The 19,733-nt window shown below is 68.5% G+C and carries 21 protein-coding genes; 6 read left to right on the top strand and 15 right to left on the bottom strand.

The features are described 5' to 3' along the window. Positions 1-46: 46 nt before the first annotated feature. A complete protein-coding gene (locus B1A74_RS12125) occupies positions 47-1,291 on the bottom strand; it encodes a flagellin (RefSeq protein ID WP_077244780.1) in 1,245 nt (414 codons plus the stop codon). Between the two features lie 62 nt (positions 1,292-1,353). Between B1A74_RS12125 and B1A74_RS12120 the strand changes: the two genes are divergently transcribed. Then, positions 1,354-1,575, top strand: coding sequence for a hypothetical protein (locus B1A74_RS12120; RefSeq protein WP_143592260.1), 222 nt, complete (start codon positions 1,354-1,356; stop codon positions 1,573-1,575). Between the two features lie 142 nt (positions 1,576-1,717). Here B1A74_RS12120 and cobS read toward each other — a convergent pair whose 3' ends face one another. Genes cobS through bluB form a run of 8 tightly spaced genes read right to left on the bottom strand, consistent with a single transcriptional unit; the run spans position 1,718 to position 9,003 of the window. Continuing rightward, positions 1,718-2,506, bottom strand: coding sequence for an adenosylcobinamide-GDP ribazoletransferase (cobS, locus tag B1A74_RS12115; RefSeq protein WP_077244778.1), 789 nt, complete (start codon positions 2,504-2,506; stop codon positions 1,718-1,720). After that, entirely contained in the window at positions 2,503-3,114 is a 612-nt protein-coding gene (locus B1A74_RS12110; RefSeq protein ID WP_077244777.1) for a histidine phosphatase family protein, read from the bottom strand. The genes cobS and B1A74_RS12110 overlap by 4 nt, the downstream gene beginning before the upstream one ends. Beyond that, positions 3,111-4,184 carry a nicotinate-nucleotide--dimethylbenzimidazole phosphoribosyltransferase gene (gene cobT, locus B1A74_RS12105; RefSeq protein ID WP_077244776.1) on the bottom strand — a complete coding sequence of 358 codons (1,074 nt, stop codon included), beginning with the start codon at positions 4,182-4,184 and terminating at the stop codon, positions 3,111-3,113. The genes B1A74_RS12110 and cobT overlap by 4 nt, the downstream gene beginning before the upstream one ends. Positions 4,185-4,212: 28 nt before the next feature. After that, positions 4,213-4,740 carry a bifunctional adenosylcobinamide kinase/adenosylcobinamide-phosphate guanylyltransferase gene (cobU, locus tag B1A74_RS12100; RefSeq protein WP_077244775.1) on the bottom strand — a complete coding sequence of 176 codons (528 nt, stop codon included), beginning with the start codon at positions 4,738-4,740 and terminating at the stop codon, positions 4,213-4,215. After that, positions 4,737-6,245 (bottom strand): cobyric acid synthase, encoded by a 1,509-nt coding sequence (locus B1A74_RS12095; RefSeq protein ID WP_077244774.1) that lies wholly within the window; start codon positions 6,243-6,245, stop codon positions 4,737-4,739. Before B1A74_RS12095 ends, cobU begins: the two co-directional genes overlap by 4 nt. Continuing rightward, complete coding sequence (cobD, locus tag B1A74_RS12090) at positions 6,238-7,227, bottom strand: threonine-phosphate decarboxylase CobD (RefSeq protein ID WP_077244773.1); 990 nt, start codon at positions 7,225-7,227, stop codon at positions 6,238-6,240. Before cobD ends, B1A74_RS12095 begins: the two co-directional genes overlap by 8 nt. Before the next feature lie 55 nt (positions 7,228-7,282). Beyond that, positions 7,283-8,239, bottom strand: a complete 957-nt coding sequence (gene cbiB, locus B1A74_RS12085; RefSeq protein ID WP_077244772.1) for an adenosylcobinamide-phosphate synthase CbiB — start codon at positions 8,237-8,239, stop codon at positions 7,283-7,285. Further along, entirely contained in the window at positions 8,236-9,003 is a 768-nt protein-coding gene (bluB, locus tag B1A74_RS12080; protein WP_077244771.1) for a 5,6-dimethylbenzimidazole synthase, read from the bottom strand. The genes cbiB and bluB overlap by 4 nt, the downstream gene beginning before the upstream one ends. A 243-nt stretch (positions 9,004-9,246) precedes the next feature. Here bluB and B1A74_RS12075 point away from each other — a divergent pair, with 243 nt between their 5' ends. The 5 genes from B1A74_RS12075 to B1A74_RS12055 all read left to right on the top strand — a co-directional run bounded on the left by B1A74_RS12075 (position 9,247) and on the right by B1A74_RS12055 (position 13,273). Further along, the gene (locus tag B1A74_RS12075) at positions 9,247-10,164 is read left to right on the top strand and encodes a cobalamin-binding protein (protein WP_077244770.1); all 918 of its coding nucleotides are present in this window, start codon (positions 9,247-9,249) and stop codon (positions 10,162-10,164) included. Between the two features lie 6 nt (positions 10,165-10,170). Next, the gene (locus B1A74_RS12070; RefSeq protein WP_018947826.1) at positions 10,171-11,142 is read left to right on the top strand and encodes a FecCD family ABC transporter permease; all 972 of its coding nucleotides are present in this window, start codon (positions 10,171-10,173) and stop codon (positions 11,140-11,142) included. Position 11,143: 1 nt separating this feature from the next. Next, positions 11,144-11,974, top strand: a complete 831-nt coding sequence (locus B1A74_RS12065) for an ABC transporter ATP-binding protein (protein WP_018870698.1) — start codon at positions 11,144-11,146, stop codon at positions 11,972-11,974. A 3-nt stretch (positions 11,975-11,977) separates the two neighbouring features. Then, on the top strand, positions 11,978-12,337 hold the full coding sequence (locus B1A74_RS12060) for a hypothetical protein (RefSeq protein ID WP_018870699.1): 360 nt from the start codon (positions 11,978-11,980) through the stop codon (positions 12,335-12,337). Positions 12,338-12,424: 87 nt separating this feature from the next. Beyond that, complete coding sequence (locus B1A74_RS12055; RefSeq protein ID WP_077244769.1) at positions 12,425-13,273, top strand: pirin family protein; 849 nt, start codon at positions 12,425-12,427, stop codon at positions 13,271-13,273. A gap of 42 nt (positions 13,274-13,315) precedes the next feature. On the opposite strand, the gene B1A74_RS12050 is transcribed toward B1A74_RS12055, so the two are convergent. The 6 genes from B1A74_RS12050 to B1A74_RS12025 form a co-directional block, all read right to left on the bottom strand. Then, positions 13,316-13,528, bottom strand: coding sequence for a type II toxin-antitoxin system HicB family antitoxin (locus B1A74_RS12050; protein ID WP_024329379.1), 213 nt, complete (start codon positions 13,526-13,528; stop codon positions 13,316-13,318). After that, entirely contained in the window at positions 13,518-13,778 is a 261-nt protein-coding gene (locus B1A74_RS12045) for a type II toxin-antitoxin system HicA family toxin (protein ID WP_024329380.1), read from the bottom strand. Before B1A74_RS12045 ends, B1A74_RS12050 begins: the two co-directional genes overlap by 11 nt. 51 nt (positions 13,779-13,829) lie before the next feature. Then, entirely contained in the window at positions 13,830-14,834 is a 1,005-nt protein-coding gene (locus B1A74_RS12040; protein ID WP_024329381.1) for a hypothetical protein, read from the bottom strand. Positions 14,835-14,924: 90 nt separating this feature from the next. Beyond that, positions 14,925-15,653 carry a M48 family metallopeptidase gene (locus tag B1A74_RS12035; protein WP_024329382.1) on the bottom strand — a complete coding sequence of 243 codons (729 nt, stop codon included), beginning with the start codon at positions 15,651-15,653 and terminating at the stop codon, positions 14,925-14,927. Continuing rightward, the gene (locus B1A74_RS12030; protein WP_077244768.1) at positions 15,643-18,723 is read right to left on the bottom strand and encodes a type I restriction endonuclease subunit R; all 3,081 of its coding nucleotides are present in this window, start codon (positions 18,721-18,723) and stop codon (positions 15,643-15,645) included. The genes B1A74_RS12035 and B1A74_RS12030 overlap by 11 nt, the downstream gene beginning before the upstream one ends. Positions 18,724-18,905: 182 nt before the next feature. Then, positions 18,906-19,733 (bottom strand): ATP-binding protein (locus tag B1A74_RS12025; RefSeq protein ID WP_279625495.1); only part of this gene is annotated, 828 nt, incomplete at its 5' end.

The following is a 19,733-nucleotide window of genomic DNA, read 5'->3' as shown; positions in this document are numbered from 1 at the left end:
GGGCCCTGGCATGACCCGCAGCACGGGCCCGGAGGAAACCGAAGCCTTACTGCAGCAGCCCCAGCACGTTCTGCGGAACCGCATTCGCCTGCGACAGCACCGTGGTCCCCGCCTGCTGGAGCACCTGCGCCCGCGAAAGTTCGGCGGTCTCTGCCGCGAAGTCCGCATCCCGGATCCGCGAGCGCGCATCCGACAGGTTCTCCGAACCGATCTCCAGGTTCGCGATGGTGCTCTCGAAACGTGTCTGCACCGCACCCAGCTCCGCACGCAGCGAGTTGACCTTGGTCAAGGCGCCGTCGAAAGCACCGATGGACTGGGTCGCCGTCTCACGAGTCACCACGTCGACATCGTTCAGGGTGACGTCTGCGCCGCCATCATTATCGAAAAGTGCTACCGGAGCTTCGTCAACGTCCACATTGCCATCCGTCACATCCAGATTCTCGGTGCCCAGACGCGAGGTGATCGCGATCGTGGTGGTACCGTCGTTCTTGACCCTCAGCGCGGCTTCCAGATCGGCATCCGCGACGTCTTTGGCATTTTCGTCGCCGGCGGAAGCGGCCTCCGTGATGGCTGCATTGATCATGCGGACCGCATCCTCAAGAGTTGCGGCAGGCTCGACCTCCTCGCCCGGAGCATCATCACCCGATAGCTGGACCTGAATGTCGTCGAAATCGTTACTGCTGATGGTAATGTCTTCGAATGGCCCGCTGAATCCATCCACCTCATCGATCTGGGCGATCTGTTCCTGCGTCAGGCCACCGGAACCAACCACCTCGGTGGTCCCCAGCTCGGAGGTCCGGGCATCCACCCCGTCCACGGCAATGGTCTGCCCCTGGTTCGCGCCCACCTGGAAGAACAGGTCCTCCACCGTGCCATCCAGGATCCGACCACCGTTGAACTCCGCGGAGTTGGCCACTCGGCTCACTTCCTCCATCAGCTGCTGGACCTCGTCATTGATTGCCTGACGATCCGAGGCCGAATTGGTGTCGTTCGCCGACTGCACGGCCAGCTGCCGCGCCCGCTGCAGTGCATCACCAATGGTGTCCAGCGCACCCTCGGCCGTCTGTGCGAACGAGATGCCGTCATTCGAGTTGCGCACCGCCTGGTTGAGGCCGTTGATCTGCGTGGTGAACCGCTCCGAGATCGCGAGACCGGCCGCGTCATCCTTTGCGCTGTTGATGCGCAGGCCGGACGACAGGCGCTCCAGCGACTGGGCGAGATCGCCCTGGGTCTGGTTTAGATTGCGCTGGGCATTCAGCGAAAGAACGTTGGTGTTGATGACCTGAGACATGTTTGCTTCCTCCGGAACTTGAGTGCCGGTCGGGCCGGCTGAGGCAATCCCTGGGCGGCCTCATGCCGCCTTCGATTCCCTTAACGACCGTTCCTGCAAGGGCTTTAGGGAAGCGGACGATTTTTATCCCGGATGAAGGGGATGGAGGCGCCCGATCGGGCAATGCCGCCGGCGGCCTGCTGCTGGCCCACGCCCAGCTCGTCTCAATGAACCATTTCCCGTTCCTCGGCCGTCGCCTGCACGAAGCGGAAAAGCAGGCGCGACCCATGCTGTTCGACGCCTGAACGGAACGGAGCGCAGGATCGGCCAGGGGGCTGGCCTCCTACGGTTGAACCCGTGCCCCCCGGCAAGAGGCCGGCCCTCCGGCCGATCGGGCCCGGGGGATGGCCGCTGTAATCGGCCAGAGGCTGGCCGCCTGCGAGGCCCCTACGCGGTGAGGGTCAGGGCCATCACCACCAGGGCCACGGCCTCGACGGTCTCGAGGGTGGCGCCGGCGGGATCGCCGGTGAAGCCGCCGAGCCAGCGGCGGAAGAACGCGGCCAGGGCGGCCACGGTGGCGCCGGCGGCGATCAGGGCGATGATGGCGCCGGGCAGGCCGCCGGCCACGCCGAGGATGACCACGGCGATGGCGGTGGCCACCAGCACCCCGGCGGCGGCCCGTTCGGGCAGGTTCGCCGCCATGTCGGCGCCCAGGCCGGCGGGATTGAGGTAATCGGCGAGGCGGAACAGCAGCACCAGCGCGGCGCGGCCGAGGACCACGGCGATCACCAGCGCCAGCCATTGGGCGGCGGCCACCAGCGGCACCAGTGCGGCGAATTTGACCAGCAGCACCAGCATCACGGTGGCCACCGCGATCGGGCCGGAGGTCGGGTCCTTCATGATGGTGCGGGCGCGTTCGGGGTCGCCGTGACTGCCCACGCGGGCATCCACCGTGTCGGCCAGCCCGTCCAGATGCAGCGCGCCGGTGATCGCCACCCAGCCGGCCAGTACCAGCGCGGCGAGCAACAGCGGTTCGGCGCCCGGCAGCAGGGCCAGCAGCATGCCGCCGGCGGCCAGCAGCAGGCCCAGCACCAGCCCCACCAGCGGGTAGAACAGCAGCGAGCGACCGGCGTCTTCCGGGCGCGGGGCCTCCGGCAGCAGGCGCGCCGGCAGCGGCACCCGGGTGAGGAACACCAGCGCCAGCCACAGCGGGGCGAGCGTGGCCGGCCGGCTCATGCCTGCACCCGCGCGGGATCGACCCAGTGCAGCACCGCCAGTGGGGCCTCGATGCTCAGCAGTTCGGCCAGCGGGATGCCCTCGAAGTGCGCACGCAGCACGCGGATGACCCCGCCGTGGGTGACCACCAGCGTGCGCGCGGTGCCGGGGGTGGCCACGCTCTCGCGCCAGCCGGCCAGCACGCGCTCGCGGAACGCACCCAGCGCCTCGCCTTGCGGCGGCGGGCAGCCTTCCGGATCCTGCCAGAAGCGGCCCAGCGCGTCGGCCTCGGTCTCCATCAGCGCGGCGGCGCTGCGGCCCTCCCAGGTGCCGAAGTGCAGCTCGCGCAGGCGCGGCTCCACCACCAGCGGCACCTCCCAGCGCTCGGCCCAGGCCGAGGCCGGCCCCTGACAGCGCTGCAGCGGCGAGGTCACGATGCGGTCCCAGGCCGGTTCGCCGGAGTCCAGACCGGGTGGGCGCCGGCGTGCCAGTTCACCCTCCATCGCCGCCTGGCCGCGCGCGGTCAGCGGCACGTCGCTGCCGGCGCCGCAGAAACCCTCGCCGGTGGTCTCGCCGTGACGCAGCAGCCCGACCCGCGCCCCGTCGCCGGCGGACGCCCCCGTACTCACGCGCCCGCTCCGGACTCGTCGTCCGCCACCCCGGCCTCGTCGAAGGTCGCCATGCCGGCGTGCAGCTCGCAGGCCATGCGCAGCAGCGGCACCGCGGTCGCCGCGCCGCTGCCCTCGCCCAGGCGCATGCCCAGATCCAGCAGCGGCTGCGCACCCAGCGCCTCCAGCACACGGTCGTGGCCGGGCTCGGCGGAGCGGTGGGCGTAGAAGAACCAGTCCCCGGCCCCCGGGCACAGCCGCGTCGCCACCAGTGCCGCGGTGCTGGCGATGAAGCCGTCCACCAGCACCGGCTGGCCGATCTGCGCGCTGGCCAGGAACGCACCGGTCAACCCGGCGATCTCGAAGCCGCCGACCCGGCGCAGCCACTCCAGCGCCGAATCGCCGGCCTCGGCGTGCAGGGCCAGCGCGCGTTCGATCACCTCGGCCTTGTGCCGCACCCCGGCCGGGTCCAGCCCGGTCCCCGGGCCCGCCAGCGCGTCCGGCGACGCCCCCAGCAGGCCGCAGGCCACGGCCGCCGCGGCGGTGGTGTTCCCGATGCCCATCTCCCCGCCGATGAACAGCCCCCCGCCGCCCTGGCGCGCCCGTTCGGCCGCCTGGCGCCCGGTGTTCAGCGCACGCTCCAGCTGCGCCGGGGTCATCGCCGGCTCGCGCGCGAAGTTGGCAGTGCCCGGGCCCAGGCCGGCGCGGATCACGCCCTCGGGCTCGGGACCGCCGGGCAGCGTGCCCAGGTCGATGATCTCCAGTCCCGCGTCCAGGCTGCGCGCGAGCACCGTGATCGCCGCCCCGCCGGCGGCGAAGTTGGCGACCATCTGCGCGGTCACCGCCTGCGGAAAACGCGAGATGCCTTCGGCGACCACGCCATGGTCGCCGGCGAACACGGTGATCCACGGGTGCGGCGGGTGCGGGCACTCGCGGCCCTGCAGCGCGGCCAGGCGCTCGGCCAGGGTCTCCAGGCGGCCCAGCGAGCCCGGCGGCTTGGTCAGCCGTTCCTGTCGGGCGCGGGCACGCGCGGCCGCCCCGGCATCCAGCGGCGCGGCGGGGACATTCAGCCAGTCACAGTCTTCGGTCACGCGCGTTCCTCGCAGGTCGATGCGGTCATCAGGCGTTCACTATCGGGCCCTTGAGCACGTGCGGCAGGCCGGCGACGGTCAGCACCACGCGGTCGAGATCGGCGGCCAGGCGCTGGTGCAGCGCACCGGCCTCGTCGGCGAAGCGCCGCGACAGCGCATCCAGCGGCACGACCCCCAGCCCGGTCTCGTTGCTCACCGCGATGATGCTACCCGGCAGGGTCGGCAGCGTGGCGATCAGCGCCTCGCGCTCGCGCTCGATGTGCGCCTCGTCCTCGGTGCACAGCAACTGGGTGAGCCACAGGGTCAGGCAGTCGATCAGCAGGCAGCGATCCGGCGCCGCGGCCTCCCGCAGCCGGGCGGCCAGATCGTCGCCGGCCTCGACCAGCTCCCAGCCGGCCGGACGGCGGCGGCGGTGCTGTTCCACCCGCCGCAGCATCTCGTCGTCGTCGGCGCGCGCGGTGGCCACGTAGGTCACCGGCTGACCGGAACCCAGCGCCAGCTGTTCCGCCATGCGGCTCTTGCCCGAACGCACGCCGCCCAGTATCAGGGTTCTCATGACCGGGCGCCCCCTTGTTGCACGTGCAGCAGGTCCAGCAGTCGGTCGATGTCCATGTGTTCCTCCAGTGCGTCGGCCAGACGCTCCAGGCTCGTCTCGCGCAGCGCGTCCAGATCCACGGCGGCGCCGTCCGCCTCCAGACCGGCCCAGGCCAGCAGTGCCCCGGCGGCGGCCGGCTCGTCGAACACCCCGTGCACGTAGGTGCCGGCCACTGCGTCGTCCGTCGAACGCGCGCCGTCCGGCCCCGCGGCCAGTTGCAGCACCGGGCGTTCGCAGTCCGCCCCGGCGGTGTGCCCGGCGTGGATCTCGTAGCCGCGCACCGGCGCCGCCCGCTCCATCACGCCCTCGCCGGTCACCTGCCGCAGCTGCTTGGCCGGGCGTAGCGTGGTCTCCACGTCCAGCAGGCCCAGCCCGACTGATGAACCCGGGGTGCCCTCGACGCCTTCCGGGTCGTGCACCGCGCGCCCCAGCATCTGGTAGCCGCCGCAGATCCCCAGCACCCGGCCACCGTAGCGCAGGTGGCGCATCAGTTCGCGTTCGAAGCCCTGTTCGCGCAGCCAGGCCAGGTCGTCGCGCACCGCCTTGGACCCCGGCAGGAGCACCAGATCCGCCGGCTGCAGCCGCTCCCCCGGCCCGGCGAAGCGCAGGGACACCCCCGGGTGCAGGCGCAGCGGGTCGAAATCCGTATGGTTGGAGATCCGCGGCAGCGCCGGCACCACCACCCGCAGGGCCTCGCCCTCGCCGCTCGCCCACGCGTCACTCGCCGGGGCCGCCTCGCGCAGCAGCGCGTCCTCGGCATCCAGCTGCAGCCCGGACAGATACGGCAGCACGCCCAGCACCGGCTTGCCGGTCTCGGCCTCCAGCCAGTCCAGCCCGGACTGCAGCAGCGCCGGATCGCCACGAAAGCGGTTGATCACGAAGCCGACCACCCGCGCCCGTTCGCTTTCCGCCAGCAGCACCAGCGTACCCACCAGATGCGCGAACACCCCGCCGCGGTCGATGTCGGCGACCAGGATCACCGGGCAGTCCACCGCCTCGGCGAACCCCATGTTGGCGATGTCACCCGCGCGCAGGTTGATCTCCGCCGGCGAGCCGGCCCCTTCCACCAGCACCGCGGCATATTGCGCCGCCAGACGCCGGTGCGCCGCCAGCACCGCCTCGCGCGCCACCGGCTTGTAGTCATGGTAGGCGCGCGCGTCCAGCTCCTCCACCGCGCGGCCGTTGACGATCACCTGCGCGCCGCGATCGCTGGAGGGCTTGAGCAGCACCGGGTTGAAGTCGGTATGCGGCTGCAGCCCGCAGGCCGCGGCCTGCAGGGCCTGGGCCCGCCCGATCTCGCCGCCCTGCGCGGTCACCGCGCTGTTGAGCGCCATGTTCTGCGGCTTGAACGGCGCCACCGCGATCCCGCGCCGGCGCAGCACGCGCCCCAGCCCGGCCACCAGCACGCTCTTGCCGGCATCCGAGGTGGTGCCCTGGACCATCAGCGTGCCGCCGGTATCAGTCATCACTCAGCTCCGTAAGCGCGGCCTCCAGGCGCCACCAGCCCGCCTCGTCACCGGGCAGCCCGAAGCGCAGGCTGGCCGGCTCCTCGAAGCGCCGCACCAGGATCGCCGCGCGCGCCAGCCGGTCCTGGATCTCTTCGGCACGTTCGCTGCGCACCCACTGGAACAGCGCGGTACCGCCATCCGGGGCGAGTCCGTGCGCGCGCAGCAGGGCCGCCAGGCGTTCGCCCTCGCCCGCCAGCTGCATGCGCCGCGCCGACTGCCAGCCATGATCCGCCAGCGCCCCGGCCGCGACCTGCCGCGACGGCCCGGGCACGCTCCACGGCCCCAGACGCGCGCTCAGCGCCCGGCGCAGCGCTTCCGGCGCGAACACGAACCCGACCCGGGCCCCGGCCAGGCCGAAGAACTTGCCCAGCGAGCGCAGCACCACCAGCCCGTCACGCGGACCCTCCGGCACCAGGCTCAACTGCGGCCCGCTGTCGACGAAGGCCTCGTCCACCACCAGCCAGCCGCCGCGCCGCGCCAGCCGGGCGTGCCACTCCCGCAGCTGCGCGGGCTCGAAGCGCGTGCCGGTGGGGTTGTTGGGGTGGATCAGCACCAGCACGTCGAGCGCGTCCAGCACGGCCTCGATGGCGCCGGCCTCGGGCTCCACGGCCTGCACGGCGTGGCCGCAGGCGCTCCAGGCGCGCGCGTGTTCGTTGTAACCCGGGTGCAGCACGCCGACCCGGGCCTGCTCGCGGCCGGCGCCCTCACCCCACAGCGCCGGCAGGGCCTGGATCGCGGCCTGGGACCCGGGCAGCGGCAGCAGGGCGTCGCTGCCATAATACGCGGCGGCCGCCGCCTCCAGCCCGTCGTCGGCCTCCGGCAGCCGCGTCCAGGCCTGCGGCGGCAACGGCGGCACCGGCCAGCCCCGCGGGTTGATGCCGGTGGACAGGTCCAGCCAGTCCTCGACCGGATGCCCCCAGCGCCGGGCCGCCGCGCGCACGCCTCCGCCATGACGCGACTCCGGGGGCGCGCCGTCCCGGGATCCGGACCGGGCGTCAGGCGAAGACAATGAACGACACCCCGATCACGATTACCGCCATCCACAGCGCCAGCGCCCGGTCCACCAGCCCCATCGCCCGGCGGATGCGCGCGGCCCCGGACGCGGCGACATCTTCCGATGCGGTCTCCGGAGCGATATCCGGGGCCACGTCCGGGACCGGCTCGGGCCCCAGCGACGGCCGCCACTCGCGCCGGCCGTGGTAATACGCATAGCCGCCCAGACGCACGCCCAGCGCGCCCGCGCCGGCGGCCATCACCGGCCCGGCGTTGGGGCTCTTCCACGCGGCGGCCTGTTCGCGCCAGCAGCGCAGCGCGCTGCCCATACGCCCGGCGGCGGCATAGGCCAGCGCGGTCAGGCGCGCCGGGATGTAGTTGAGCACGTCGTCCAGCCGCGCGGCGGCCCAGCCGAAGCGGCGGTGGCGCGGCGTGCGATAGCCCCACATCGCGTCCAGGGTGTTCACCAGCCGATAGGCCACCACCCCCGGCGCGCCGGCCACCAGAAACCAGAACACCGTGGCGAACAGGGCGTCGTTGCCATTCTCCAGCACCGATTCCACGGTCGCGCGGCTGACACCGTCGGCATCCATCTCGTCGGTCGCGCGTGACACCAGCATTCCCGTCCCGGCGCGCGCGCCGTCCAGGTCGTCCTGCTCCAGCGACACCGCCACCCGCTCGGCGTGCTCGTCCAGCGAGCGCCAGCCAAGTGCCAGCACCAGCACCAGCAGGCTCACGATCCAGCCCCACGCGAGGCTGGCCGCCCAGGCCGCCAGCACCACCCAGGGCAGCACCAGCACCGTCAGCAACAGGGTCCCGCGCAGCCGGCTGTCCGCGTGGAAGCGCCGTTCCAGCCCCTGGGCAAGACGGCCGAAGCCCGCCAGCGGATGGAAGCGCCGCGGATCACCGAACAGCCGGTCCAGGGTCAGGGCGCCCAGCAGGACGAGAAAGGCGGTCATGAGACACTCTCATTCCGGGAACCGTCCCCGGAGTCGGCCTGCGGGCCGGACACCGGCTTCGAACCCGCCTGGCCCCAGCGGTCCTCGAACACCAGCTCCTCCAGCGGACGCCGGGTATCCCAGCCCTCGGTCTCCAGCATCGGCTCGTCGTAGAACGCCTCCACCTCGCCCAGGCACAGGATCGCGATCGGGTGCGCCCCCTCCGGCATCTCCAGGGTGCGCGCCAGCCATTCCGGTTCGAACAGCGACACCCAGCCCATGCCCAGCCCCTCGGCGCGCGCCGCCAGCCACAGGTTCTGGATCGCGCAGGCAGCCGAACACAGGTCCATCTCCGGCAGGGTGCGCCGGCCCAGCACGTAGCGTTCGCGCCCGTCGGTCAGCGCGACCACCAGGATCTCCCCGGCGTCGCGGATGCCCTCCAGCTTCAGCCGCTGAACCTCGGCACCGCGCTCGCCGCAGGCCTCGGCGGTGCGCTCGTGTTCGGCGGCCACATGGCCGTGGATAGTTTCACGCAGCGCCGGATCGGCCACCCTTACGAAGCGCCACGGCTGCATGTAGCCGACGCTGGGGGCGCGATGCGCAGCCTCCAGCAGGCGCCCCAGCACCTCCGCGTCCACCACGGTGCCGGCACGGAAATGCCGCATGTCGCGGCGCTCGTTGATCGCGCGATAGACCGCGGCGGCTTCTTCCGGCGGAAAACCCGACTCCGGGGCGGCCGGGAAAGGGCTGGAAGGTACGGCGGATGACGGGGTGTTGCGGGACATGCGAAGACGTCTCCCGGCAGCGGGCGAGATGGGTGCAAGGGTGTCGCGAGGATCCGGCGCATGGCCGGACGGGAAGGCAGGATGATACGCGTTCGCACCCGCCCTCTCCAGTTGACCCACGTTATTGCGGGGCCGACGATCCCGCCCATTGCGAAGAGCGGGGGCCTGCAGCGGAATACCGGGTGGTCCTGTTATAGTATTCCGCCTTTCCGGGAACCCCCGGGCATTCAGGAACCTGTGCGCATGTCTTATCGTTCGAACCTGTTGCCGGCCCTGCTCGCGGCGAGTGCCCTGCTGCTGAGCCCGGCCGGCCACGCCGCCGACAACGACTCCATTTCCGTGATCGACGACACGGATCGGGAAGTCCGGCTGGACGCCCCGGCCGAGCGGATCGTGAGCCTGGCCCCGCACATCACCGAGGTGCTGTTCGCGATTGGCGCCGGCGACCGCGTGATCGGGGCCACCGACCACAGCGATTACCCCGAACCGGCCGCGGACATCCCCCGGGTCGGGGGCTACACCAGTCTCGACCTGGAACGCATCCTCGCCAAGGAACCCGACCTGGTGGTGGCCTGGGACAGCGGCAACTCGCGCTCGCACATCGAGCGCCTGCGCGAACTGGGCCTGACCGTCTACGTCTCCGAGCCGCGCGGCTTCGACGGCGTGGCTTCCAGCATGGAGCGCATGGCCGAACTGGCCGGCACCGCGGAACAGGGTCGCGCCGAGGCGGAACGCTTTCTCGACGAGATCGAGGCGCTGCGTCAGAAATACGCGGATCGCGACCCGGTCCCGCTGTTCTATCAGGTCTGGGACCAGCCACTGATGACGGTAAACAACGAACACCTGATCGCCGAGGCCATCGAGGTGTGCGGCGGCGAGAACGTGTTCGGCCACCTCGACCGCCTGGTACCGCGCATGGACCGTGAAGCGGTGATCCACGCCGACCCCGAGGTCATCATCGGTGGCGGCATGGGCGAGGACAACCCCGCCTGGGTCGAGGCCTGGCGCGAATGGGACAACATGCTCGCGGTGCGCCGCGACAACCTGTTCTTCCTGCCGCCGTCGCTGCTGCAGCGCCACACCCCGCGCATCGCCGAGGGCACCGCCATGATGTGCGAGGAACTGCAGACCGCCCGCGACCGGCGCCCCGACTCGCCGTAACCAGGCGTGACCCGCTCCTTCCTGCTTGCCGCGGGCGTGCTGCTGCCCGCCTCGCTGTTGTCGCTGGTCGTGGCCCTGGCCTGGGGCAGCGTGGCCATCCCGCTCGGCGAGCTCCCGCGGGTGCTCACCGGCGAGGCCTCGGCGCTGCACGCCACGCTGATCACCGAACTGCGCCTGCCACGCGCGCTGGCCGCGTTCGCCGCGGGCGGGCTGCTGGGCGTCGCCGGCGCGCTGATGCAGGTGCTGCTGCGCAACCCGCTGGCCGACCCCTACGTGCTGGGCCTCTCCGGCGGCGCCTCGGTGGGCGCTCTGCTGGCCATGCTCGCCGGGCTGTCGATGTTCTCGGTATCCGCCGCGGCCTTTGCCGGGGCCATGCTCTCCACACTCATCGTGTTCGGCCTGGCGCATGGCACCGGATCCTGGACCGCCACCCGCCTGCTGCTGACCGGCGTGGTGGTGGCCGCCGGCTGGGGCGCGCTGATCAGCTTCCTGCTGGCGGTCAGCCCCACCGCGGAACTGCCGGGCATGCTCTACTGGCTGATGGGTGACGTCTCGCATGCCCGCCATCCGGGCCCGGCCTGGGGCGTGCTGGTGTTCGTGGTGCTGGCGGCCATGCCGCTGGGCCGCACCCTCAACGTCCTCGCGCGCGGCCCCATGCAGGCCGCCGCGCTGGGCGTGTCGGTGCGCCCGGTCGAATGGTCGATCTACATCGCCGCGTCGCTGATCACCGCCACCGCGGTCACCCAGGTGGGCGCGGTGGGCTTCGTCGGGCTGATCGTGCCGCACATGCTGCGTCTGGTGTTCGGCAACGACCAGCGGGTGATCCTGCCCGCCTCGGCGCTGGCCGGCGGCATCCTGCTGACCCTGGCGGATACCCTGGCGCGCACCATCATCGCCCCGGAGCAGCTGCCGGTGGGCGTGATCACCGCAATGCTGGGCGTGCCGGTGTTCCTGTTCCTGCTGTACCGGAGCCGCTGAGATGAGCCGCGCCGACGCACATGCCGATGCCCTCAGCGTGCACGAGGCCCCCACCGCCGACACCCTGCTCGCCACCCGTGACCTGGTGATCGACATCCCCGAACGCGCGGACTCCTCGCCGCTGCACCTGACCGTGAACCCCGGCCAGTGCTGGGGCATTCTCGGGCCCAATGGCGCCGGCAAGAGCACGCTGCTGCACACCCTCGCCCGCCTGCGCCCCCCGCGCGCCGGCGGGATCGAACTGACCGGGCAGCCCCTGGGCAGCCTGTCGCGGCCGGATCTGGCACGGCGCCTGGGTCTGGTGTTCCAGAACCACCATGACGGCTTCCCTGCCACCGTCCTCGAAACCGCGCTGATCGGCCGCCACCCGTACCTGCGCCCCTGGGACATCGAGACCCGCGAGGACGTGGACGCCGCGCGTGCCGCGCTGGCCACCGTGGACCTCGACGGCATGGAGGGCCGGCAGGTGGACACCCTGTCTGGCGGCGAGCGCCAGCGACTGGCACTGGCCACCGTGCTGACCCAGGACCCGCAGGTTCTGCTACTGGACGAACCCACCAGCCAGCTCGACCTGCACCATCAGGTCAGCGTGCTGCAGCGCGTGCGCGAAATCGCCGGCGGTGAACGCCGCGCCGCAGTGATGGCCCTGCATGACGTCAATCTGGCCGCCCGCTTCTGCGACCACCTCCTGCTGATGTTCCCCGACGGCGGCGCCTGCTGGGGCCCCACCCGCAGCATGCTGGTGCCCGCCGCGCTGGAACGCCTGTACAACCAGGCCCTGAGCGTGGGCGAGGTGGACGGCCACCCGGTATTCCTGCCCCGAGTGGAGTAGCCCATGGAGTTTCATCGCATCCTCGAAGGCACGACCGATCCTGACAGCCTGCAGCGACGCCTGACGGTGCCCGCCCTGCCAACAGCCTGCGAACTGATCGACAACCTGGTCGAAGACCGGGGGACCGACCAGGGCGTCATCTATTGCCTGTGGGGCGAGTTCCGCGTGAACCGCGAGCTTATCCACGGCGGCGTGCGCTTCAGCCTGCCGGACTGCCCCAACGGCGTGGCCTGGACCCTGACCACCGGGCACCCGCCGGACGAGTCCGCCGTCGTACTGCATCTGACCATGCATCGGCGCGAACACGAGCCCGACTTCATCGAGAGCCTGGAGGCCTTCGCCGACGCGTGGCAGCTCCCCTGACCGGCAACAACGCGCCGGATCGGACCATGCAATTTTCTTTTCGTTTTGCGGTCGGTATGGTGCAGACTCGACGCGAAGGAGAACGCCATGAACCCCACGCCACCGGACAGCATCCGCCACTCGCACCCGACGCAGGACGGCGCGGGCGTGAAGATCCGCCGCATCCATGACTTCGGCGGCGGCCTCGACCCGTTCCTGATGCTGGACGAGCTGAAGACCGCCCCCGGCGACGAAGACGTGGGCGGCTTTCCCGACCATCCGCATCGCGGTTTCGAGACCTTCACCTATCTGGTGCGCGGCGGCGTCAGCCATCGCGATTCCATGGGCAACGAAGGACAGGTGCAGGCCGGCGGCGCGCAATGGATGAGCGCCGGCCGCGGCGTGATCCACTCCGAGACCCTGCATCCCGATCCGGAAGGGCTGCACGGCTTTCAGCTGTGGGTGAACCTTCCGGCCGCGCGCAAGATGGAGCCCCCGCGCTATCGCGACGTCGGCACCGACGCCATGCGCCACCTGCCGGAGGAAGACGCCCCGCTGGACTTCAAGGCCGTGGCCGGCTCCTGGCAGACCAGCGCCGGCGACACCGAGGGCCCGCTCGGCCAGATCGGCGAAGGCGCGGGCATGGCGGATCTGAGCCTGCCGGCCGGCTATCGCCTGTCACTGGCCGTGCAGCTGGACGAGCGCGTGCTGGGCTACGTCTTCGAGGGCGCGCTCACCGGCCTGAACACCGGCGAACTGGGCGTCTGGCACGGCCACACCATGATCCACCTGATCGCCCGTCAGGACAGCCGCGTCCTGCTGTTCAAGGGCCGCCCGCTGGCCGAACCCATCGCCCACTACGGCCCGTTCGTGATGAACAGCGACGCCGAGATCCAGCAGGCCATCTCCGACTACCAGTCCGGCCGCCTCGCCGCCCGCCCCGCCAGCATCGACTGACAGGGGGTACGAAACCCGGACGCCCCGCCAACCCCGTCGGGGTCACGCGTACATCAACCGCCCACGAGGCTCCGGCACCGGACGCCCCAGCTCGCGGGCGGTCTCGATCCACTCCTCGATGACACGCCGGGCATTGCTGACGGCCTGCTCGTAGGTTTCGCCATCGGCCATGCAGCCCGGGAGTTCCGGAACCTCGACGATGAAGGACTGATCGTCCTCGCTCCAGTAAATGACCAGCTCGTATCTAATCGACATCCGATTCTCCCAGACGGTACTGCACCACAATACTCCGCACCTGTTTGACCTGATAGGGCTTGGCCTTGCTCCCCTTCGGCTGCAGATTCAGGATCTCGTCCACTCCATCCCGCGTAAAGAGGTGATGGCTGCCCCTGATCCGTTCCTCGAACCCCAGGCGTTTCAACAATCGACACAGGGCCGCGAACTCGATATCCGCATCGGATGATCCGGCCAGTATCCTGGACAACAGCTTCGAATATTTTCCCATCGATTCACATCCTTGTTGGCTTCGGGGACATCTCGGCGTCGCGTTCCCAGTTCAGCAGCGGCGCACGGCTTCCTTCCAGCCGATCGCCTGATCGAGCAAGGGCAGCGCCCGGACCCGATAATCCCCCATCGGTGCCAGGGGGTCGCGCGTTTCGGGGGCCGCCTCGAGCGTCACAAGACCGAAGAAGCAAGCGAAACGTTCGATGGAACGCAGCGACCAGGCCTTTTTTGCCTGGCGCTCCGCATACGTCGCGGGATCCCGGTCCCAGTATGACGGTTGCTCGTTCACCTCGCTCTCGGCCATGGGGAAGGCGTTGAGGAATTGCACTTCGTACCAGCTCACCGGTCGGGGTTCGTGGCCGTGCACATGGAGCAGGTAAAGCGTGAAGAGGAAACTCATCTGCACGATCGGAAGTTCGGGATAGCCGTCGCGGTAGGCCCAGTTGAATTCCTGGCAGTAAACCCGCAGCAGTCGCGTAAACAGCCCGGCCCAGTCACCGGTATCGAACTGCTTCTCCACCGCGCGCACCAGCTTGAGGCGGCCACGGTACTTGCGGGTAAAACGGCCGATGTCGGCGACGACCCGAAGGGCATGCAGCTCGTCCAGGTCCTCCTCGTTGCGAATCGTACCGGGATAGAAGGAGCGCCGGTAGGCAAAACCGCTCTCGTCCAGGGCCTCCCGGGCCTCGCTCACGATGGCGCGGGGCAGATTGCCCTTGGGTGTGAGCTTGATCCCGTTGCCCCGACACGCCTCGGCAATCACCTCCAGTAGCCGGAAGGCGGGAGAATCGGGCCGTTCCCGGAGCCCGTCGCCGAAGGTGACCAGCTCCGGCGAATCGAAGGGGTGGTAGAGCAATCGATGCATCTGATCGCTGTTGAGGCCATGGAAGTCATCGATGCCCTCAGCCTCGAACGCCGCTACTTCCTCCGCAATAATCTGCTCCACTGCTTCCCGGATGGGAGCCTGGCCCGTGTTCATCATCTGCTCCACCGCCCGACGGATGTCGTCGACGGGCGGAATTCCGGAGCCGTTCCCATTGTGACCGGACTTTCCCATGCCGATCCCCCGTGTATCGCGTGTATATCAGGTCTGATAGTGGCAGCCAGGATCGAGCATCCATCCGGTTCATCTCAATCGGGTGCAACGTCAATAACCCCACTCTTCATGTGCCAGCGGGGTCTCGTTGAGCGCGTCCTTTCGCAGGCGCCAGTCCGGCATGTATTGATCCATCAGGGCCCGGAAGCGCTCCGTGTGGTGACGTTCCAGCAAGTGCACCATTTCGTGCACGAGAATGTATTCCAAACAGCCAGGCGGTTTCTTGGCGAGCTCCAGGTTCAGCCAGACGCGCCGCGCCTCGATATTGCAACTCCCCCAGCGGGTCTTCATTCGCTTGATGCGGCAATCAGAAACCACCACACCCACAACCGGCTCCCAGGCGGCGAGAAGTTCGGGAATGCGGGCTTTGAGTTGGCGCCGGTACCAACGGTCGAGCGTCTGCTGCCGAGCTGCCCGGTCGGCACCCGGTCGGACTTGCAGCTCGAGGGTGCTGTTGTTGACCACGCGCACGCGCGGATTGCCCGATCGTTCCACCACATCCAGGCGGTAGCGCCTGCCCCCGAAATGGTGGCTTTCACCGGTGACCATCTCCCGGGCGGACTCACGTACCTGGCGCGCAAAGGCCTGCTGCTGGCGGCGAATCCAGCCCAGGCGTGAGACAATGGCCAGCCGCACGGCTTCGTCATCCAGGTGTGCCGGCGCGGCGACCCGGACTTTGCCATCGGGTGGATAGACGCCCACATGCAGGTTCCTGATCGCCTTACGGCGAATCTCCACCGAAATGCCACTCACCTCGATATGACGGCGCTCAGTAGTCATTCTGGTTCTTCACCAGCTCGAGAACGGTATCCACGTCGGGAATCTCGGTCTCCCGTACCTGCGCCTCCAGCACCGACGCAATAGCGTTTCTTACCTCGCGCTCTTTGAACTTGTTGCCACGCCAGTCAGCTTTCCTTACAGCTCGAATCTTCTCGTCAAGCCGAAGGGTCAGCGCCGCATCGTGACCCAGATTATCGTATAGGGCCTGTTGAGATGGAGTATCGACTCCGGTGGGATAACCGATCCCCTTATCCTTCCGGGCCGCCTGCCGCGTCAGTTCCACGATGCGGCGCAGATACTCCTTGTACTCCAGCGCCTCCTGACGCCGCTGCTCGATCAGGGCATCCAGCAGTTCGGACATCCTCTCGTAGTACTTCGGGTTGACGGCCATCTCGTCGATGATCAGCCGGCGCACATTGTTCTCGATAGTCTCGGCCATGGCCTCTCGGTCGCCGGAGATCGATGAAGGGAGACTATCGACTGCTTCCTCTCCACGTTCGACCACCAGTTCCACCAGTGTCATATCGTCGAAGGCCGAGAGCTTCTCGCTCTCATCCGCGCGGATGTAGCTGTCCAGCAGATGGCGCATGGCCGGCTCGTACACCTTCATGTCGATGTAGTCGCCGCTGGCCAGCTTCACCTCCTCCCGCACCTTCTCGTAGTGCTCCACCTCCGCCTTGATCGTGGCGGCCTCGGTCTCGCTGTAGCCGGCCTGTGGCATCTCGTTGGCCAGATCGGCGTAGGCGCGCAGAAAGGCGCCGACATGCTTGTACAGGGCCAGCCGCTTCGGCTCGTTTTCCTTCTGCACCTCGGGCATGTCGCTGGAGCCGACGAAATAGCGCCGGTAGGCGGGACTGTCCTTGGGCGGCTCCACCGCCTCGCATAGCGCCTTGACCGCTTCGCGGGTCTCTTCCAAGCGTTCCCGCGCCTTGTCCAGTCGGTCCTCCAGCAGCCCTTCGACGTCGTCCGCGTCGAAGGCATCGAAGGCCCCGCCCGTGTAGTCCTGGATCGACTGCTCCAGGGACTTGAACAGGTCCTTGTAGTCGACGATGTAGCCGACTTCCTTGTCCTCGGTGTGCAGGCGATTGACCCGGCAGATGGCCTGGAACAGGCCGTGGTCGCGCATCTGCTTGTCGATGTAGAGATAGGTGGCCGGTGGGGCGTCGAAGCCGGTGAGCAGCTTGTCGACCACGATCAGCAGCTTCATCTGGCCGGGCTCGTCGATGAAACGCTTCTTCACCTCCTGCTCGAAGGTCTCCACCTTGTTCACGGCCGTGTCCTCCGGCTCGTTGAAGTGCTCGGCCAGCATGCGCCGGTAGATCGCATACTGGTGCAGCTTCTCGGTCTCGCCTTCGCCGGTCGCCTCACCCTTGATATCGGCGGTGGACGGCACATAGGAGGTGACGATGGCGCACTTGCCCTTCAGTTCGGTCTTCTCGAACATCTCGAACAGCCGGCAGGCCGAATAGATGCTGCCGGCCACCAGCATGGCGTTGCCGTGGCCACTCATCAGCCGGTCGCGGGTGGCCATGTCCCAGAGGATGTCGGAGACGATTTTCTCCAGCCGGTCCCGTGAGCTAAGCACCTTCTGCAGCGTGCCCCAGCGCTTCTTGAGCTGGGCGCGGGCATAGTCGTTCAGGCCCTGGGTCTTGAGCTCGAACCACTGGTCAATCTTGGCCTGCGAGGTGACATGCTGGTCGATGTCCCGCGCCTCGTAGCGCAGATCCAGCACCACGCCGTCCTGCACCGCCTCGTCGAACTTGTAGCTGTGGATGTAGGGGCCGAAGACTTCGATGCTCTTGCGCTTGTCCTTCTTCAGCAGCGGCGTGCCGGTGAAGCCGATCAGCAGGGCCTCGGGCAGCAGGGCCTTCATGGCCTCATGCAGCTTGCCGGACTGGGTGCGGTGGCACTCGTCCACGAACACGAACAGATTGCCCCTGGCCCGAAAGCCTTTCGGCAGGTGGCTACGCATGTCCTGGATGAAGGCATCGACGTCGTCTTCCTCCGAGGCGCCGAACTTGTGGACCAGCGAGGCGATGAGCCACTCGTCACTGCGGTTGAGCACATCGATCAGGTCGGCGCCGCTCCGGGTGCGGTGGATCTGCTCGTCCACCCCCTTGAAGACCTTCTCGATCTGCTCGTCCAGCTCGGTGCGGTCGGTGATCACCAGCACCCGGGCGTCATCGACGTTCTCGCGGATCCACTTCGCCAGCCACACCATGGTCAGCGACTTGCCGCTGCCCTGGGTGTGCCAGATGATGCCACCCTGGCGCTGTCGCACATGGTCCTGCGCGGCACGCACACCGAAGAACTGGTTGTGGCGGCAGGTCTTCTTGGTGCCGGCATCGAAGACCATGAAGTCGTGGGCAATCTCCAGCAGCCGTTCCTTGCGGCAGAGCTGGTGCAGCCCCCGCGCCAGGGGATCGTCGATGTCGGATGGCTCCTTCCATTCCATCCAGAACTTCTCGGGCGTCTCGATCACCCCGTAGCGCAGGCCCTCGCTGGGGTTGCCGGCCATCACCAGTTGCGCGGTGGCGAAAAACGACTGGATAAATTCGGGTTTCTGGTTGTCCAGGCTCTGGCGGATGCCCTCGGCCACCGCCACGGTGGAGCGCTTGAGCTCCAGAACGCCCAGGGCGATGCCATTGACGTACATCACCACGTCCGGGCGCTTGGTGTTGGCCCCGGCTACCGTGACCTCCTCGGCCACGGCGAAGTCGTTGTTCTCTGGATTGGCCCAGTCGATCAGCCAGACGGTGACCGTCTGCTCCTGCACCGATGGCTTGACGTGTACTCCGTAACGCAGCTTCTCGTAGACGGCGCGGTTGGCGTCATAGAGGGTCTTGCTACCGGCAATCGCCGCGGCCTGGTCCAGATCGCGCAGGGCGCGATTGATCACGCGCTCCTCATGGCCCTGCCGCGCCAGCCAGTCGCGCAGCAGGTCTTCCTCGATATTGCGGTTGCCGGCCCGGTCCTTCCAGTCGCCCAGGTAGCGATAGCCCAGCTCGTCCTGGAAGACGCGCAGCACCTGCTGCTGGGTGAGGTGTTCGCGTTGGCCGACTTGACTCATTTCCGGCTCCCGCCATCGCCGTCACCGTCCGGCCCCGGCTCGCGTACAGCGGATGGCGAGCCCGCTGAATACCCGATCAAGAAATAGAACGCCGAAATGCAGACGCAACCTGTTGTTTTGACGTCACTCATGTCACTCGATGGTCTCCGCCGCCCTGCTGGAATGAAAACCCAATCAAGAAATCACGCCCAGATGGGGACATAGCCGGCCCGGGGATGCTCAGGATCTGCGGGCTTGATCAGCCCGGCCTCCAACGCGTGCTTGATCACGCCGGAGGCCTGAGAGGCATTCCTGCTGTCGATCCCGAACCGTTCACACAGGGTCGCGTTCCTCATCCGTTCCCCGCCAGTCAGGAACTTCAGTACCGCGTGCTGATAGCAGGCGCGAATCCGCTCCTCCTGGGTCATGTTGGCGAAAGAGCGCGGCGCATAGAGGATCACTTGCATGGAGTTGTCGTCTCCACGGAACCACGGTGGTGGCAGTTGGTACAGTTCCACCTCGGCAACCACCTTGTCCAGTCCGCTGCCTTGCTCCTCGCAAAACCTCATCCGCCGCATCAACGATGCCAGTGCCTCATTGCGTGAGCGCGGGGGCAGATCAATCATCCGGTCCGGCTGTATCAGCGGACGACCGGGGTTCGTGATTTCCATCCTGTCTTCGAAGATCTCGATCTGTGGCCCGGCACCGGTGATGGTCATATCCTGATGAATCAGAGCGTTCGCCACCAGCTCGCGCACGGCGAGCTCGGGGAACACAGGTCGGACCTCGCGCAAGGCGCGACCGATGTGTTCATTGTGGGGCACGATATCGTTGATGTAGCCCACCAACCCCTCGAAACCACAGGCGTACCCCTTGGCGCCATCCAACCGATGGCTGACCTTCGCGGCCCGATTTCGGCCATCGTAGACAACCAATCGAACCGCCTTGCGTGACAGAGAGGCGTCAAACCGATCCAGATCCGTCGCGAACAGAATGGCGCCAAGATTCGTGATGTTCCACCGCTGCCCGAC

This window comes from Thioalkalivibrio halophilus, assembly GCF_001995255.1.
GTDB classification, from domain to species: domain Bacteria; phylum Pseudomonadota; class Gammaproteobacteria; order Ectothiorhodospirales; family Ectothiorhodospiraceae; genus Thioalkalivibrio; species Thioalkalivibrio halophilus.
This window is presented reverse-complemented; position numbering and strand designations above follow the sequence as displayed.

Coding starts and splice junctions, on each gene's coding strand:
- B1A74_RS12125 (WP_077244780.1), bottom strand. CDS start 1,291: ATGTCTCAGGTCATCAACACCAACGTTCTTTCGCTGAATGCCCAGCGC.
- B1A74_RS12120 (WP_143592260.1), top strand. CDS start 1,354: ATGCCGCCTTCGATTCCCTTAACGACCGTTCCTGCAAGGGCTTTAGGG.
- cobS (WP_077244778.1), bottom strand. CDS start 2,506: ATGAGCCGGCCGGCCACGCTCGCCCCGCTGTGGCTGGCGCTGGTGTTC.
- cobU (WP_077244775.1), bottom strand. CDS start 4,740: ATGAGAACCCTGATACTGGGCGGCGTGCGTTCGGGCAAGAGCCGCATG.
- B1A74_RS12095 (WP_077244774.1), bottom strand. CDS start 6,245: ATGACTGATACCGGCGGCACGCTGATGGTCCAGGGCACCACCTCGGAT.
- cbiB (WP_077244772.1), bottom strand. CDS start 8,239: ATGACCGCCTTTCTCGTCCTGCTGGGCGCCCTGACCCTGGACCGGCTG.
- bluB (WP_077244771.1), bottom strand. CDS start 9,003: ATGTCCCGCAACACCCCGTCATCCGCCGTACCTTCCAGCCCTTTCCCG.
- B1A74_RS12075 (WP_077244770.1), top strand. CDS start 9,247: ATGTCTTATCGTTCGAACCTGTTGCCGGCCCTGCTCGCGGCGAGTGCC.
- B1A74_RS12065 (WP_018870698.1), top strand. CDS start 11,144: ATGAGCCGCGCCGACGCACATGCCGATGCCCTCAGCGTGCACGAGGCC.
- B1A74_RS12060 (WP_018870699.1), top strand. CDS start 11,978: ATGGAGTTTCATCGCATCCTCGAAGGCACGACCGATCCTGACAGCCTG.
- B1A74_RS12055 (WP_077244769.1), top strand. CDS start 12,425: ATGAACCCCACGCCACCGGACAGCATCCGCCACTCGCACCCGACGCAG.
- B1A74_RS12050 (WP_024329379.1), bottom strand. CDS start 13,528: ATGTCGATTAGATACGAGCTGGTCATTTACTGGAGCGAGGACGATCAG.
- B1A74_RS12045 (WP_024329380.1), bottom strand. CDS start 13,778: ATGGGAAAATATTCGAAGCTGTTGTCCAGGATACTGGCCGGATCATCC.
- B1A74_RS12040 (WP_024329381.1), bottom strand. CDS start 14,834: ATGGGAAAGTCCGGTCACAATGGGAACGGCTCCGGAATTCCGCCCGTC.
- B1A74_RS12035 (WP_024329382.1), bottom strand. CDS start 15,653: ATGACTACTGAGCGCCGTCATATCGAGGTGAGTGGCATTTCGGTGGAG.
- B1A74_RS12030 (WP_077244768.1), bottom strand. CDS start 18,723: ATGAGTCAAGTCGGCCAACGCGAACACCTCACCCAGCAGCAGGTGCTG.